Source organism: Pedobacter sp., assembly GCF_031119335.1.
Lineage (GTDB): Bacteria > Bacteroidota > Bacteroidia > Sphingobacteriales > Sphingobacteriaceae > Pedobacter.
Genome location: NZ_JAVHXT010000003.1, coordinates 215802 through 231384, shown reverse-complemented (window position 1 = coordinate 231384; position 15583 = coordinate 215802). Strand labels below are relative to the sequence as shown.

Genomic DNA, 15583 nt, shown 5'->3' with positions numbered 1-15583 from the left:
TTTCAATAGATAACCATTTATAAATACACACATGAACATGAAGAAAATTGTTGCTTCAATATTTGCTTTTGCTATTGCTGCGCCAATGCTTTCGCAAGCACAAAAGAGCACTAAGAAGGCATACTCTTTTGATAATTTACCAGTGGTAGCTCAAACTTCTTTCAAGAAAGATACTTTTAATATTGTGAATTACGGTGCCAAAAGTGACGGTGTAACTTTAGTAACAAAAAGCATTAACGACGCTATTGTGGCTTGCAATAAAAAAGGTGGTGGAGTAGTTTTGGTGCCAAAGGGTTTATGGGTTACTGGTCCTGTTGAACTTAAAAGCAACGTTAACCTGCACTTGGCGCATAATGCTATTTTGCAGTTTACGAGAGATTTTAGCCAATATGCTTTAGTGCAAAGTAATTGGGAAGGTTTGCCACAAATGCGCAACCAATCGCCATTATGGGCGGTTAACCAAACCAATATTGCGGTTACCGGCTATGGTATTGTAGATGGAGGTGGTGATGCTTGGCGTTTCGTTAAAAAAAGCAAGTTAACTGAAAGCCAGTGGAAGAATTTAGTTGCTTCTGGCGGTGTACTAACTGAAGATAAAAAAACTTGGTATCCTTCGCAAAAAAGCTTGGAAGGGTCTAAAATAAAAGGTAACCCAGGCGAAATTCGTGCTGATAAAAGTGCAGCGTATTATGATTCGTTGAAAGATTTCTTCCGACCGAATTTGTTGGTGTTTACCTCATGCAAGAAAGTGTTACTAGAAGGTGTTACCTTTCAAAATTCGGCAGCTTGGAACATTCATCCACTAATGTGTGAAGATGTAACTATTAGAAATGTTTATGCTAAAAACCCTTGGTATGCGCAAAATGGTGATGGTTTAGATATCGAATCTTGTAAAAACGTGCTAGTAGAAAACAGTACTTTCGATGTTGGTGATGATGGAATTTGTATCAAATCTGGTCGCGATGCTTGGGGCAGAAAACGTGCCATGCCAACTGAAAACGTAATTATCCGAAACAGCACCGTTTACCATGCACACGGAGGTTTTGTAATTGGTAGCGAAATGAGCGGTGGTGCTAAAAACATCTTTGTGTCTGATTGTACTTTTATTGGTACCGATATTGGTTTGCGTTTCAAAACTACCCGCGGTAGAGGTGGTGTGGTAGAAAATATCCACATTAAAAACATTAACATGATGGATATTCCAGGAGAAGCCATTTTGTTTGATATGTATTATGCAGCCGTAGATCCAATACCTTTGGTAGGCGATAAGCGTGATGCACCAAAAGTAGAAACATTGCCTGTTACGGAAGAAACCCCAGTTTTTAAAGACTTCTTTATCAATAATGTAGTTTGCGATGGCGCAGATAAAGCAATTTTTGTTCGTGGTTTGCCAGAAATGAGCATTGCAAACATCAACTTAAATAACATCAACATTAAGTCTAAGAAAGGAATTGATATCCAAGAAGGTAAAAATATCAATCTAAATAATGTAAAATTGACTATTGAACATGGCAATCCGCTAATCAATATCCAAAATGGAAATGATGTGAACCTGAAAAATATCAGTTATAATAGTGCAGATTTATTGTTCAGAATTTCTGGAGATAGAAACAGTAATATTAAAACCTCAGGTTTAGACGTTTCTAAAGCACAAAAGCAAGCCGAATTTTTAGCTGGTGCACAAGAAAAATCATTGCAAATTAATAAGTAGTACATGAATAACATCTTTAAATATAGTGTAGTAGCATTTTCATTAACCGCTTTATCATTTAGTGCAGCAGCTCAAGTGCAGCCTCTTTCGCAGCAAATGGCGGCTACGGTAATGGAAATTTGGAAAGATTCTTTGAACCTAAATCCAGCTAAGCCAAAAAGGGTAAAATGGGCTTATGACCAAGGTGTGGTTTTAGAAGGAATAGAGGGGATTTGGAAACGTACAGCAAATGGCGAATATTTTAATTACATGCAGAAGAGCATGGATTTTTTCGTAACCAAATATGGAGAGATACAACGTTATAAGCAGAGCGATTACAATATCGACAATGTTAAAAACGGTCGTACATTATTGACTTTATACAAAGTAACTGGTCAGAAAAAATACTTTAAAGCTGCTACAACACTTTGGGAGCAGTTGAAACAACATCCGCGTACCAAAGAAGGTGGTTTTTGGCATAAGAAAATTTATCCTTACCAAATGTGGTTAGATGGTTTGTACATGGGGCAACCTTTTTATGCAGAGTATGCCGCTTTAATTAAAGAGGATAAAGCATTTGATGATATTGCCAACCAATTTGTTTGGATGGAGAAAAACTCAAGAGATGCTAAAACTGGTTTAATGTACCATGGTTGGGATGAGTCGAAAGCAGAAGCTTGGGCAGACAAAACTACTGGCCGATCGCCAAACTTCTGGGGCAGGGCAATGGGTTGGTACGGTATGGCTATGGTAGATGTTTTGGAGAACTTCCCCGAAAACCATCCACGTAGAAAAGAAATCATAAGCATTTTAACTCGTTTTGCAACTGCGGTACAAAAAGTACAAGACCCCAAAACAGGTTTATGGTTCGATATTTTAGATAAACCTACAGCTAAAGGGAACTATGTAGAGGCATCTGCATCGAGCATGTTTGTGTATGCTATTGCCAAAGCAGTAAGAAATGGTTGGTTGCCTGCTTCTTATTTTGCAGTGGCAGATAAGGGTTACAAAGGCATACAAAAGGAGTTTGTACAGCAAGATGCGCCTGGTAAAATTAGTCTGAAAGGCACAGTAGAAGTGTCTGGCTTGGGCGGTAAACCATATCGCGATGGCAGTTACGAGTACTACATCAGCGAGAAAGTAATTACCAACGATCCGAAAGGTGTAGGTGCATTTTTATTGGCGCTTAATGAAATGGAAATTGCGGCAATGCCGAAGCCAGGTAAAGGTAAAACCGTGGTGTTAGATTCGTATTTCAATAACGAAGTAAAGAAAGACCAGAACAATAACGACCAATCTTGGCATTACAAATGGGACGAACGTCCAAATCCGGGGTTTTCTTTCTGGAGAGATCAATTTAGTAACTCGGGGTTTAAGTTGAGCACCTTATATCAAGCACCAACAGCGGTTAATTTGAAAAATGCTTCGGTTTACATTATCGTAGATCCAGATTTTGAAAAGGAAAACCCTAATCCTAAGTTTGTTTCCGCTACCGATATCAAACAAATTGAGGCTTGGGTTAAAGCAGGTGGTGTTTTAGTTTTGATGGGTAACGATGCACCAAATGTTGAGCTAACGAATTTCAATAAGCTAGCCAACGTGTTTGGCGTTCATTTTAATGGCGATAGCAAAGGTACTGTGCCGGTAGCAGGTAATTACGAAACCGCAAAGGTGGTTGTTCCGGCTGGCAATGCAATTTTCAAACCAAAAGATTTATTCATTAAAGAGTACAGTAGTTTGAAATTATCTGGTGCTGCAAAATCAATCTTAAAAGATAAGGATGGCGACGATGTAATGTCGGTAACTAAGCATGGCAAAGGAACTGTTTTCGTAATTGGCGACCCTTGGTTGTACAACGAATACGTAGACGGTAGAAGGCTTCCTTCTAATTATAAAAACTACGAAGCCGGACAAGAATTGGTGAATTGGTTGGCAAAACAAGCGTTAGCTAAGAAATAGGAATTAGCCACAGATGCACAGATGATTTACTTACTATCCATTGCAAATTATATCTGTGTATCTGTGGCAAAACAAACGGCAATGAAAAATATCATTATCATCCTTATATCTTGTATTTGTTTAAGCAGTTGCGCTACGGCACAAAACGTCAGTAAAACTGCCGAGGTAAAAACCGATACCGTTGCTGAAAAAATGTTGGTGTATCAGTTAAGTAATGGTGGTTGGCCAAAACAACTGCAGGATAAAAGTGTGGTGAAATACGAACTTCCAATTACAGATGCGTTGTTGGAGAAAATCAAGGCTACATCTTCGTTACATGCAACTATTGATAATGCAGCAACTACAAGAGAAATTAACGCTTTGATGCTAGCTTTTAAAAATACAGGAAACCAAGCTTATTTAAAAGCAGCAAAAAAAGGCATCGACTATTTATTAGAAGCACAATACGCTAACGGCGGTTGGCCGCAATATTATCCAGATAGAAGCAGTTACCGAGCAGAAATTACTTTTAATGATAATGCAATGATCAATGCTTTAACAGTGATGCTAAACATTGCTTACAAAACAAATGGTTTCGAATTGGTAGACGCCAAATATATTGCTAAAGCTGAAGAAGCTGTGAAGCGAGGCCTAGAGTGTATCTTAAAAACACAATTTGTGCAAAATGGAAAGCCATCTATTTGGGCGGCACAATACGACGAAAATAAGTTGACCCCAGCTAAGGCAAGAGCATTCGAACCTGCATCATTAAGTACGGGCGAGTCGGTAGGAGTGGTGCGATTTCTAATGAAGCTGAAAAATCCATCGGCAGAAGTGAAAACTGCAATTGCAAACGCAGTGGCATGGTTCGAAAGCACGAAGATAGTAGGAGTTAGGTACGATAAAATAGCAGAAAAGGATAGGGGTTTAGTTAAAGATCCAGATGCTGTGAGTTGGGCCCGTTTTTACGATTTACAAACCAACAAGCCTATATTCGGCGATCGTGATAACTCCATTAAAGATAGAATTGAAGACGTTAGTCAAGAACGCAGGTACGGATATGCTTGGTATGGCACTTTTGCTCAAAACTTATTGGCGAAGGAATATCCGAAGTGGTTAAAGGCGAATAATTTTTAATGGTTTGTTATTGCAGAAGTACTTATAATTCTAAAGGATATACGGATGGAAAGTGGTGGAATTGTTCGTGCATTTTTGCATGAAAGATTGCTTCGTCGTGCCTCCTCGCAATGACGAAAATAGGAGCGTCATTGCGAACTGAAGCGTTGGAATGAGCAATGGCGTGAAGCAATCTTTATAGATAGTAAAGCATGAAAGATTGGTTCTCAGAACTATCGGAGCAGGCTGTCGTGCCTCCTCGCAATGACGAACGTTTTACCGTCATTGCGAATAGAAGGGAAGGGATGAGCTGGAGAGTGAAGCAATCTTTATCGCTTTAATTTTTTTCTTATATTGAAGTATGCAAAGAGGCGGAGTAGTTTACATCCTAACAAATTATACGCACACTACTCTATATACTGGAGTAACTTCGGATTTGCTTTTTAGGATGATAGAACATAGAGAGAAATTATTTCCAAAATCATTCTCTTCCAAATATAATGTAAATAAACTTGTGTATTTCTGATCGTATTCTAATATAGAAGAGGCGATTGCGGAAGAGAAGAGGATTAAAGGGGGAAGCCGATCAAAGAAAATTAAACTCATTGAAAAACTTAATCCAGAATGGAAAGATTTGTGGGAAGATGTAAAAGCTTGGTGAATACAGCTAACATTATAATTATTTTATTTTTAGGTTCGATAAAAACCAATGCCCAAAAACAATACAACGTATTAGATTGGAAAGCCGATGTAAGCTTAAATACCTATTTGGTGCAACAAATGCATCAACAATATGATGAACGCAGAGCTGATTTTAATAATGCTTTGAAATCCAAAGAACAGACGTTAACTTATATTAAAGCTGTAAAACAGAAAGCAAAGCAAGTCTTCGGTAAATTACCCGAAAAAGCTGCATTAAACCCTCAAGTTACTGGCGAAGTAAAACAAGACGGTTATCGGATAGAGAAAATCGTTTATCAAAGCTTTGAAAAACACCGTGTTACTGCTAATTTATATTTACCTAATGGAAGCGGTAAGTTCCCGGCCGTGCTGTTGTTCTGTGGTCACGAGGATGTTTCAAAAGCGACAGAAAGTTACCAGAAAACAGCTATCCTTTTAGCAAAAAATGGCTTTGTGGTTTTTGTGATCGATCCAATTTCGCAGAGTGAGCGAGTGCAGTTAACTGATGAAAATGGAAAAGCGCAAACGAGAGGATCTACCACAGAACATACATTACTCAACCTTTCTTCTAATTTATTGGGAACTTCGGTGGCTGCTTATGAATTGTTCGATAATCAACGCGGTTTAGATTACCTAGTGACAAGAAAGGAAGTGGATCCCGCAAAAATTGGCGTGTTGGGCAATAGTGGCGGAGGGATGCAAGCCATTTATTTTGCGGCGATTGATGATAGAGTGAGAGCGATAGTTCCATGCAGCTACTTGGCAAGCAGAGAAAACACTTTTGCTGCCACTGGCGCTGCCGATGGTTGTGCGCAAATCCCGAACGAAGGTGCGCAATTGCTTGAAATGAGCGATTACCTCATTGCTGCAGCTCCAAAGCCGACATTGATTTTAGCTGGTCGTTACGATTTTATAGATTACAATGGTACGCTGCAATCTTTTGATGACCTTGAAAAAGTTTACGCTAGTATTGGCGAGGCAGAAAAAATAGCATTGTTCACTTACGATGATGGACATGGAATTTCAAGGCCAAAAAGAGAAAAAGCCGTGCAGTGGTTCCGGAAATGGTTTTACAACGATGATAAAACTATTGTTGAACCCGAGTTTAAAACACTTACAGACCGAGAACTTTTTTCAAGTACAAAACACAAAGTAAGTCTCAGCTTTCCCAATGAGATTAACGTACAACAACAAAACGAATTACTATTTAGTGCATACGCAGAAAGTAGAGAAAAGTTTAAAAAACAAGGTTCAGCAGAACGTCAAAAAGTAATTCGAAAGCTTTTGAATATTAACACCGAAGAGCGTAAAGTTGAGGTGGAAGAACTTGGGCAAGTAAAAGCTAAATTTGCTGTTTTCCACAAAGTGATTATCAGAAAAGAAGATGAAGTGCCCATACCTGCTTTGGTTTATTATTCGCAAAAGCCAGTGAAAAAAGTAATAGTTTGGATAAGCGAAGATGGCAAAAACAAACTTGTTGATAGTTTAGGTTTAATGCAACAGTACATTGATCAGCAGGATGTGGCTGTTATTTTTGCTGATTTGCGTGGTACGGGAGAAACTGCTGATAAATTGGAATTGAACGATCCGAAATATTTTAGTAAAGATTATCGAAACGCAATGTTGGCGCTACACATTGGTAAGCCGCTTTTGGGCCAGAGAACTACAGATGTTTTTTCGCTGCTGGAGTTTGTATCTCTGCACTCGCAATTGAAAAATGCTGCTTTAGAACTGAACGCCAAAGGTAATATAGGGTTGGCGGGGCTGTATGCGTCTTTGTTCCGAGAAAATATAGTCAATTTAAATTTGTACGAATGCTTAGAAAGTTACCAGCAAATACTACAACAGCCTTTGGCGAAAGATAGATACAATCTGGTAGTTCATAATGTATTGTCGTATTACGATATCCCAGATTTGGTACGGTGGACAAAGGTTTCCGTTACATTTCATAAATAGCATTGCTTTTACGGTTGGATTTTAGCCATGATAGAAAAGCTGTTGTTAAATAAACCCTATTGTAGCGAAAACGTTTGGCAAACCTATGTTTGCCAACGCAGTAAAGCGGAAAGAGGGACGAATATAGCAAGAGTTATTGCCGTAGATTTTCAAATTTATCTAAGAATGTTAATCATTTCGTGTTAGAGTTGATTAATTGAGAAAAAAAATAAAATTATTCGAGCCTTCTTGCCGCAAATGCAGTCTATAATAAAAACGGTTATAGATGAAAACTACAAAACTAAAGCCCTTGCAGGTATGCCTTGTATTGCCTGCTTTGTTGGTTATCGCTTTATCATTTAAAAGCGGTGATAAAACAAACGATACGTTGTTCACCTACGAAGGAAAAACCTATAAGCCTGGCGACACGGTCTACGGTTTTAAAAACTATACAAAGTTAGTGGTTGGCGACGATGATGCGCCCTTATTGTTGGGCGTGCCTCATGATGGTGTGGCGATAGGAAATCCAGAAATTCCCGAAACTGGCACTACTGGAAGAGATATCAATACGCTGCCATTGGCTTTTGAGATAGCTGCTAATTTTAAATCATCTACTAAAAAGAGGGCTTGGATTGTAATCAACGCGATTGGGCGGAAAAGGGTAGATCCAAACACTTATCCGAACGAGGTGGACAAAAGATATACCAACGAAGATGCTAAAAATACTTACTTGAGCTACCATAATTTGTTAAAAGCTGCCCGAGAAAGAATGGCTGAAGTGCAGAAAAATGGAAAAGGTGCGCTGTTTTTAGATTTGCACGGCCAGGCACACACTTATCAAAATCCACAGCCTTATATTTCAGTAAGTGGCAAAGAGCTAAATAGTAAGTTTATTGATCAGACGGAATTGGGTTATGGTTTAAGTGCGGCTGCTATTTCGCAGAGCGATGAATATTTGGATAAACTAGCGGATTCATCTTCTATTGCTGCCATTGCGAAAGCAAATCCTCAAGTGCCATTTTCGCAATTAATAAGAGGGCCTTACAGCTTCGGCGGATTGTTAGAGGCTGAAAAGGTAATTGCAGTGCCAGGAACTAGGATTAAAACCATAGAGGCAAATGCAGAGCTTTTTGGTACAGATGCAAACGGAAACCCTAAAAAACGTCCTTACTTTAATGGTGGATACTGTACCCGTAAATATGGTACTGCAGTTTATGGCGCTACAAAGGGATATCGTGATAACATTTCGTCTATACAAGCAGAAACTCCGGGTATTACCGTTAGAAATAATGAGGCAATTAGAGAAATTTCTGCCGAGCGGTTTAATAGGGCAATCATCAATTTCCTTAATAAATGGTATGGATATAGTTATAAAAGCAGATAGATGAATAATAAAATTTCTAAGGTTTTTTGTTTGCTATTAACGTTGATCATCACGGTTGCGTTGGGATGTAAAAAGGAACAACCAGTGATGGAAGAAGGGAAAGCGAAAGTACGTTTTGTAAATGCTTATCTCAATTCCGATCCGCAAGAGCTGTATCAGGAAAATAACAAACTTACGCCACAAGCAATTGTTTATGGAGCTTACAGTGGTTATGCTGAGGTAAATTCGGGTAGAAGTGTTTTTTGGTCTAACGGAGCGGTAGAGAACAAAGCAACATCAGCAATTGAAGCGGTGCTTTATGGCAATAATGCCTACACGCTTCTGTATTATAAAAATCAAGATTCTAAACCATCTATTGTTGGATACATTAATCAAGCTGGAGCACCTGCAGCAGGTAAATTTAAAGTGCGGTTTGTTAATTTAAGTATAATGTTCAATGATAAGCCATTAGTAATTAGCGCTAATAATAATGCTTTTCTAAATAGTTTGAACTTTGGGGATAATCCAAGCTACGCGGAACTAGCGATAAACACAGAACTAAGGGTGAATTTAAGAGATAGTAACAAAACTACATTATTAGACAAAACTAAATTTCAGGAAGGAAAAAACTATTTAGTATGGTTTGATACCTCTGACGGAATAGAAGTGTCCTACCACGTTATACAAGAAAATTAATTTTAATTAGTAGCTCTAAATTAAGCCGTTACCTATTGTTGAGGTAACGGCATTTTTTTATGCTTAAAGTTGGGGAATTTGACTACCGTTTAAACGGTAGTCGTTGCATTGGTGGTAAGCTTTTTTGTGTAAAATAATTCCCATTTAATATTGCTTTATTGTTAATTATAAAATAACTGTAGAAAATATTTCGCTATTTGGGAAAATAAAATTATTTTCGAAACAATAATTCCTAAAAGTTGTAATACTTATAGTTGTTATTACCCAAACACAATAATTGAAATTTGCGTATTCCAGTAATTTTATGGCTTTAGAAATGAGTTCATTACATTACGCTGTAAAGAAATTTCGATAGCCTATGCACCGAACATATACTATCGAAATTTCTTTGCCAAAATGTTTTGATTCCGTAGGTAGATATCTATGGACGATGCTCGTTTCTGCCTGTTTTTTTCTCAATGCCAACGCCCAGGTTTGTGGTACATCGGGTATAGATGGGCCTAGCACAAACACAAATCCAATCAACACTTATTTTCCTGTTGCTGGTAATAGAAGTTTACTCTCAGGAGAAAAATCAATTCTATTAGAAGCCGTTCCACCTACAGATGCGCATAGCAACAATTATGGGAATATTGGTATACGCCCCGGAGATCTGATATTGATTATCCAAATGCAAGATGCGCTTATCAACTATAACAATGATAATAGATACGGAAGTGGTTTAACAAATAGCGGAACCGATAATCTAGGCGGTACCGGTTATACGGATATTGGTTTTTCAGGGAAGTTTGAATATGTAATTGCACTAAACGCCGTGCCAATTACTGGTGGTACATTAAATTTTAGGGGCGGTGGCGTTGGTGGTGGCATTGTCAATGAGTACGTTAATGCTGCTCCTACAAATACTAGAGGGCAACGAAGATTTCAGATTGTGAGAGTGCCCCAATATTCGAACCTTACGCTAACATCAGATGTAACAACTGTACCTTACAATGGTAAAGCAGGCGGTGTCATCGCTTTCGATGTGGCGGGCGATATGAATTTCAACGGCTTTAAAATAGATGCCTCTGAAAAAGGTTTTAGGGGTGGATTTGGTCCCGTTGCAGGTTCTGCAAATAATACCAATAGTGTCTATGTAACGGGTTCGGGTAGTACCACTTCGGTAGGTAAGGGGGAAGGGATAGCGGGTACTCCACGTTATATGTTTGATGGTTACAAAGATTTTGACAATATAGACGAAGGACTGCCGGGAGGTTCTTACGGAAAAGGTGCGCCAGCTAATGGCGGTGGCGGTGGTAACGATCATAATGCTGGTGGCGGTGGCGGTGGAAATGGAGGGCATGGAGGAGTAGGTGGTTTGGGTTGGGAAGGTCACACAGCACCTAATACTTATCCTAATGGTGGTAGGCCTGGCAGTTTGGTTCCTTTAGATATCACCCGTTTAATTATGGGCGGCGGTGGTGGTGGTGGCGATGCTAATAATGCTACTACCGGGGTAAAAGGCGGTGTTGGTGGTGGTATTATTTTGGTTAACGTAGAGAAAATTACAGGCGCTGGTACAATAATATCTAATGGTGGAGAAGGACAGCCGGGCGTTTATGGAAGCGCTCCAGACGGAGCAGGTGGCGGTGGTGCTGGAGGTACTATTTTTGTTAGGGCTTTGGCAAATAGTGCAGGAGCAACCTTAACCATTCAGGCACATGGTGGTAAAGGCGGGAATACTTTAAACGACAATGGCAATGAACATGGACCTGGTGGCGGCGGCGGCGGCGGCGTAGTTTATCACAACGTACCGGGTGCCGTAGTTAACGCTACAGTAACCAGAGGTAATGCCGGTATGGCCGACGATGGTAATGGCACAAGCCACGGTGCCGAGCATGGAACCGTAGGGCAAATAGTTCCTTTTACAAACGCGAGTTTGCCTATACACCTGCAAGGTGGCGGTCAAATCTGCTATCCAGAACTAACAACTGTTTTAACAGAACAAAATCCGGGTATTCCGGGCAGTAGAAACCCTGGAACTACAGCAACCTATACTTTAACCTTATCTAATAGTGCCACTGGAGGTAATGCTGGTGGAGTGCAAACGGAATTAAAATTACCTGTCGGATTTACAGTAACATCTATCACTGCAAATCTATCAGGTGGAACTACCGGAGCTACCAATCCAACTGTGAATTTATCCGGAGGTATTTATTATATCGGTTCTACCAATTTAGTAGATGCTTACAATATCCCGCCAGGTGGTCAGGTAAGCTTTACCATCAATGTAGATATTGCAAACAATGTAGCCGAGGGAATGCATCACGCTAGCGCACAAAGTACTTATTTAGATCCAACCCGCACATCGTTAAATCCTAATAGAAGAGTTACTGCAAAAAGCAATGCGTTTGCTGCTAGTAATACCTCTTACGAAACGGGTAATGCTGGCGATGTAGATGGACTTAATTACAACGGCGATTTGGTAGCGGCAACTGGAGAAGATGTGCATATTAATGCGAAACCCATACCTGCTGATCTTGAAGTTGATGTAATAGAATGCGATACCAAAGCAGAAGGAACACTTACAGCTACAGATCCTGATGCTGCGCATACAGCTGCAACATTAACTTATACACTAGAAGGCACCTATGATACATCAAAGGGTGCTTTAACTTTAAATACAGATGGAACATTTCTTTTTGTACCCGCAACAAGGTTTTTCGGAACCATCACTATCCAGTTTCGAGTAACAGATCCGCTAGGGGCTTATCATATTGGTGAGTTAACTATCAACCAACCCCAACCGCTATTAAATATAACCGAAACAATTACCCATATATCTGCTTACGGAGCAAATGATGGCGCTATTTCTGTAGTTTCTAGTGGTGGTGTAGGCGTTCGCACTTACAGTTGGTTATATCCAGATGGCTCAGTAAATACTAGTCAAAACATTAGTAATCTTGCTCCTGGGCAATATGAACTAACCATTAAAGACGAAAACAATTGCGAATACACAGAGCCTTACATTATAAGAGAGCCGCCTTTGGTAACCTTGCTGCCTTCGCCTTCTGTTTGCGTTGGTGAAATTACAGTGGTTTTGCCTTACACTACTCCACGGGTAAATCCAACCACCTATAGTATAGTTTGGGATAGTGCAGCGTTGGCTGGGGGTTTGGCTAATGTTACAGATGCTACTTTGCCTTCAGTAGTACCGCCAGCTACTAGTGCCAATATTAACATTTCTGTACCAGCAAATATCACAGTAAATACTTATAACGGCATATTAAGAGTGAAAAATGCAGCTGGAGATGCCAGTGGCGATATACCTTTCTATATCACTATTACGCCTTATCCATTAAAAGCACATATACAATTAGTTCAATAAAAAATAGACAAATATTAAAAACCCTCAAAACGATGAAAAAAACAATTACCCGCACCGCTTTAGCTACTTTGGTTTTGCTATTAAGCTTAACTTTCTCTAGCTATGCACAAACTTATTACGACGTTTACATTTGTGGCAGCACTTCGGTAAAACTTCGTCCACAAGAAAGTATTATAAATGTAAATGATAAAGTACATTGGTATTTAGAAGGAGTAGAAGTTGCCGGAAGTCCTTTTACTTATACTGCATCTGGAACTGCTGATTTAACTGTACCGGCAAATTTAGCTGTCGGCCTTCACAAATATACCACCGCAATAGAATCTGCTGGGGGGTGTTTGGGTGATCCTTCTGATCCGTATGAGGTTTATAAACTTCCAACGAAAGATCTTGCCCTTACAAAATCTGTAGCTACATATTGCGGTGCTAACAGTGGCGGAACATCTGGATCGGTTATTACGGCTACTACCACGCCTGCAGCTACACTTCCAGACGGAATTGCCTACGCTTATACTTGGTCGGCAACTGAAAGTGGAAATCCGGCTACACCAGGTACGGCAGATAACAGCAGCAGCGCTACGAGCTTGTACACAATGAACACCACAACAGCAGGAACTTATGTATTTAACGCAACAGTAAAATATGTGTTAACGGCAGCCAATACGGGTACTTTAGTAGCTGCAGATACAGATGGATGTAGTGTTGCTGCTGCAAGTACACAAACCGTAATTGTTACACCTAAGCCACTTAAACCTACCATTTCTTTGGTTAACTAACAATAGCAGGCTTTTGCCTAAAAAATGGTTCTCCGTAGGTTAACATACGTGGCTGTGCTTTTCTTGCAGGTTATTTTTGCAAAAGCGCAAACCGTTGCCGGCGATGTAAGGATTAGGTCTGGTGGTGTTGTTTCTCTTAGGATTGATAACACAGCTAATACTTTTTCTTACCAATGGTATAGGAATGGGAGAGCTATACCCGGTGCAAATACATTTATGTACACCGCTAGAGAGCCAGGAGATTATCAGGTTAGAGCTACAAATGGTGAGTGCCTATCTGATATGTCAGATATTTTTAGGGTGATTTTAGAAACTTCAGATTTAGAAGTAAAAAAAACATCTGAAGCTAGATTTGTTGGTCCGAATGAGCCTTTTTTATACACGATAAGCGTTAGGAATAAAGGTAATACCGATAATCCAAACGTGACCGTGTTAGATCGCTTGCCCTCTAACTTAACCTTTGTAAATATCGAACCAGTTCAATTAGGTAATGCCAGCTATGACAATGGCTTAGTAAGATGGACGATACCTTTATTGGCCGACCAGCAGTCAGCAGAATTGAATTTGAGGGTTCAAGGAAAAGTGGCTGGTACAGTGGTGAATACGGCCGAAGTAAATGGTGGAGATCCGACGTTGATTGACCCAGATCTAAGTAACAATACTTCTACCGACACTAAAAAAATCATAGGTAACATTAAAACACCAAATGTAATTACGCCAAATGGCGATGGTAAAAATGATGTGTTTAAAATAGATGGGATAGAACTCTACAGAGAAAACACGCTATCCATATTTAACAGATGGGGTAATGAAGTATTTAGAAGTGCTGGCGGATATAAAAATAACTGGAACGGTGATGGGCTAAGCGAGGGAACCTATTACTATGTGCTCAAACTAGTTTCAAAAGAAGGTGTAGACAGCAGCGTAACCGGGTGGATTACTTTATTAAGAGATAAATAGAATGGAAAGAAGAAGGCGATATTTTATCTTTTTATTAACGTTCATCAGTTTTGGGGGCTTTGCCCAGCAAGACGCACAATACAGTCAATATATTTTTAATGCGGTTTACATCAATCCTGCATATGCGGGTTATCGGGAGCGGGTAAACCTTAATTTAACTTATAGAAACCAATGGACCGGCATTAACGGATCGCCAAAAAGTTTTTCTTTTGCCGCCGATGCGTTAATGCCTAACGAAAGAGTAGGGCTATCGCTCATAGTTGGTTCCGATCAATTAGGGGCACAGAAAAATCTTTCTGCCTACGCAAACTACGCCTATCGTTTTCCAGTAAATGAAGACGAAACCTCTAAGCTTTCTTTCGGTTTAGGGGCAGGTGTAATGCAGTCTGGCATAGATGGCACCATGTTAGATGCCAGCGATGCAAATGACGAATACATTCCAATTGGGATGGAAAAAACAATCATTCCTGACATTCGTGCTGGTGTATTTTTTTCTACACAAAAGATGTACATCGGTGCTTCGGTAAATAACCTGATAGGTAAATACATTCTTGATAAAGCAAAGCTGAATTTTAACTTTCCAACCCCAGAACCGCATTACTATCTAACTGGCGGCGTGTTAATTCCGTTGGTAGAGTACGAAATAGATTTTAAGCCGTTTTTTTTAATTAAGGATGATATCTCTGGACCAACTGTTTTAGATTTAAACGCATTTTTCTTGTTTAAGCAAAAAGTATGGATTGGCGCAGGGTATAGAACGGGCATTAAACTTTACAATAAACCTGCTTTAGTTGGTAATGTTAACAATAGAAATGGACTTATTGGCATGGCAGAGCTTTTCATTAGCGATAAGTTACGTTTAGGTTATTCGTATGATCATGCAACTAGCGGCTTGGCTGGTTACGGAGGTTCTACACACGAAATATCCATCAGCTGGAATTTTATGAATGAAAGAGAACGACGCGTGAATTTCTGTTATTTTTAATTGATAGCTTGATGCATTTGTCTTTTTCTTCGCGTTAACACCCCGGTCTTCGACCACCCCTCTGAAAGAGGGGAATGTA

11 protein-coding genes are annotated in these 15583 nt (G+C 39.6%); all 11 read left to right on the top strand.

Annotated elements, in window-relative coordinates:
- Positions 1-37: 37 nt before the first annotated feature.
- Entirely contained in the window at positions 38-1711 is a 1674-nt protein-coding gene (locus REI64_RS04920) for a glycoside hydrolase family 28 protein (RefSeq protein ID WP_308848990.1), read from the top strand.
- A 3-nt stretch (positions 1712-1714) separates the two neighbouring features.
- Positions 1715-3649: a glycoside hydrolase family 88 protein gene (locus REI64_RS04915; RefSeq protein ID WP_308848989.1), complete on the top strand. Its 1935-nt coding sequence runs from the start codon at positions 1715-1717 to the stop codon at positions 3647-3649.
- A gap of 81 nt (positions 3650-3730) precedes the next feature.
- Entirely contained in the window at positions 3731-4765 is a 1035-nt protein-coding gene (gene pelA, locus REI64_RS04910; protein ID WP_308848988.1) for a pectate lyase, read from the top strand.
- Positions 4766-5105: 340 nt separating this feature from the next.
- Positions 5106-5270 (top strand): GIY-YIG nuclease family protein, encoded by a 165-nt coding sequence (locus REI64_RS04905; protein ID WP_308848987.1) that lies wholly within the window; start codon positions 5106-5108, stop codon positions 5268-5270.
- Between the two features lie 98 nt (positions 5271-5368).
- Positions 5369-7381 (top strand): acetylxylan esterase, encoded by a 2013-nt coding sequence (locus REI64_RS04900; protein ID WP_308848986.1) that lies wholly within the window; start codon positions 5369-5371, stop codon positions 7379-7381.
- A 265-nt stretch (positions 7382-7646) separates the two neighbouring features.
- Positions 7647-8744, top strand: coding sequence for a hypothetical protein (locus tag REI64_RS04895; protein WP_308848985.1), 1098 nt, complete (start codon positions 7647-7649; stop codon positions 8742-8744).
- Positions 8745-9419 carry a DUF4397 domain-containing protein gene (locus REI64_RS04890; RefSeq protein ID WP_308848984.1) on the top strand — a complete coding sequence of 225 codons (675 nt, stop codon included), beginning with the start codon at positions 8745-8747 and terminating at the stop codon, positions 9417-9419.
- 358 nt (positions 9420-9777) lie between these two features.
- A complete protein-coding gene (locus tag REI64_RS04885; protein WP_308848983.1) occupies positions 9778-12786 on the top strand; it encodes an Ig-like domain-containing protein in 3009 nt (1002 codons plus the stop codon).
- A gap of 32 nt (positions 12787-12818) precedes the next feature.
- Positions 12819-13559 (top strand): hypothetical protein, encoded by a 741-nt coding sequence (locus REI64_RS04880; protein ID WP_308848982.1) that lies wholly within the window; start codon positions 12819-12821, stop codon positions 13557-13559.
- Positions 13560-13583: 24 nt separating this feature from the next.
- Positions 13584-14519: a gliding motility-associated C-terminal domain-containing protein gene (locus REI64_RS04875; protein WP_308848981.1), complete on the top strand. Its 936-nt coding sequence runs from the start codon at positions 13584-13586 to the stop codon at positions 14517-14519.
- Between the two features lies 1 nt (position 14520).
- A complete protein-coding gene (locus REI64_RS04870; protein ID WP_308848980.1) occupies positions 14521-15504 on the top strand; it encodes a type IX secretion system membrane protein PorP/SprF in 984 nt (327 codons plus the stop codon).
- The last annotated feature ends 79 nt before the right edge of the window (positions 15505-15583 follow it).

Excerpts from the sequence above, each read along its gene's own strand:
- REI64_RS04920 (WP_308848990.1), top strand. The coding sequence starts at position 38 with ATGAAGAAAATTGTTGCTTCAATATTTGCTTTTGCTATTGCTGCGCCA.
- REI64_RS04915 (WP_308848989.1), top strand. The coding sequence starts at position 1,715 with ATGAATAACATCTTTAAATATAGTGTAGTAGCATTTTCATTAACCGCT.
- pelA (WP_308848988.1), top strand. The coding sequence starts at position 3,731 with ATGAAAAATATCATTATCATCCTTATATCTTGTATTTGTTTAAGCAGT.
- REI64_RS04905 (WP_308848987.1), top strand. The coding sequence starts at position 5,106 with ATGCAAAGAGGCGGAGTAGTTTACATCCTAACAAATTATACGCACACT.
- REI64_RS04900 (WP_308848986.1), top strand. The coding sequence starts at position 5,369 with ATGGAAAGATTTGTGGGAAGATGTAAAAGCTTGGTGAATACAGCTAAC.
- REI64_RS04895 (WP_308848985.1), top strand. The coding sequence starts at position 7,647 with ATGAAAACTACAAAACTAAAGCCCTTGCAGGTATGCCTTGTATTGCCT.
- REI64_RS04890 (WP_308848984.1), top strand. The coding sequence starts at position 8,745 with ATGAATAATAAAATTTCTAAGGTTTTTTGTTTGCTATTAACGTTGATC.
- REI64_RS04885 (WP_308848983.1), top strand. The coding sequence starts at position 9,778 with ATGCACCGAACATATACTATCGAAATTTCTTTGCCAAAATGTTTTGAT.
- REI64_RS04880 (WP_308848982.1), top strand. The coding sequence starts at position 12,819 with ATGAAAAAAACAATTACCCGCACCGCTTTAGCTACTTTGGTTTTGCTA.
- REI64_RS04875 (WP_308848981.1), top strand. The coding sequence starts at position 13,584 with ATGGTTCTCCGTAGGTTAACATACGTGGCTGTGCTTTTCTTGCAGGTT.
- REI64_RS04870 (WP_308848980.1), top strand. The coding sequence starts at position 14,521 with ATGGAAAGAAGAAGGCGATATTTTATCTTTTTATTAACGTTCATCAGT.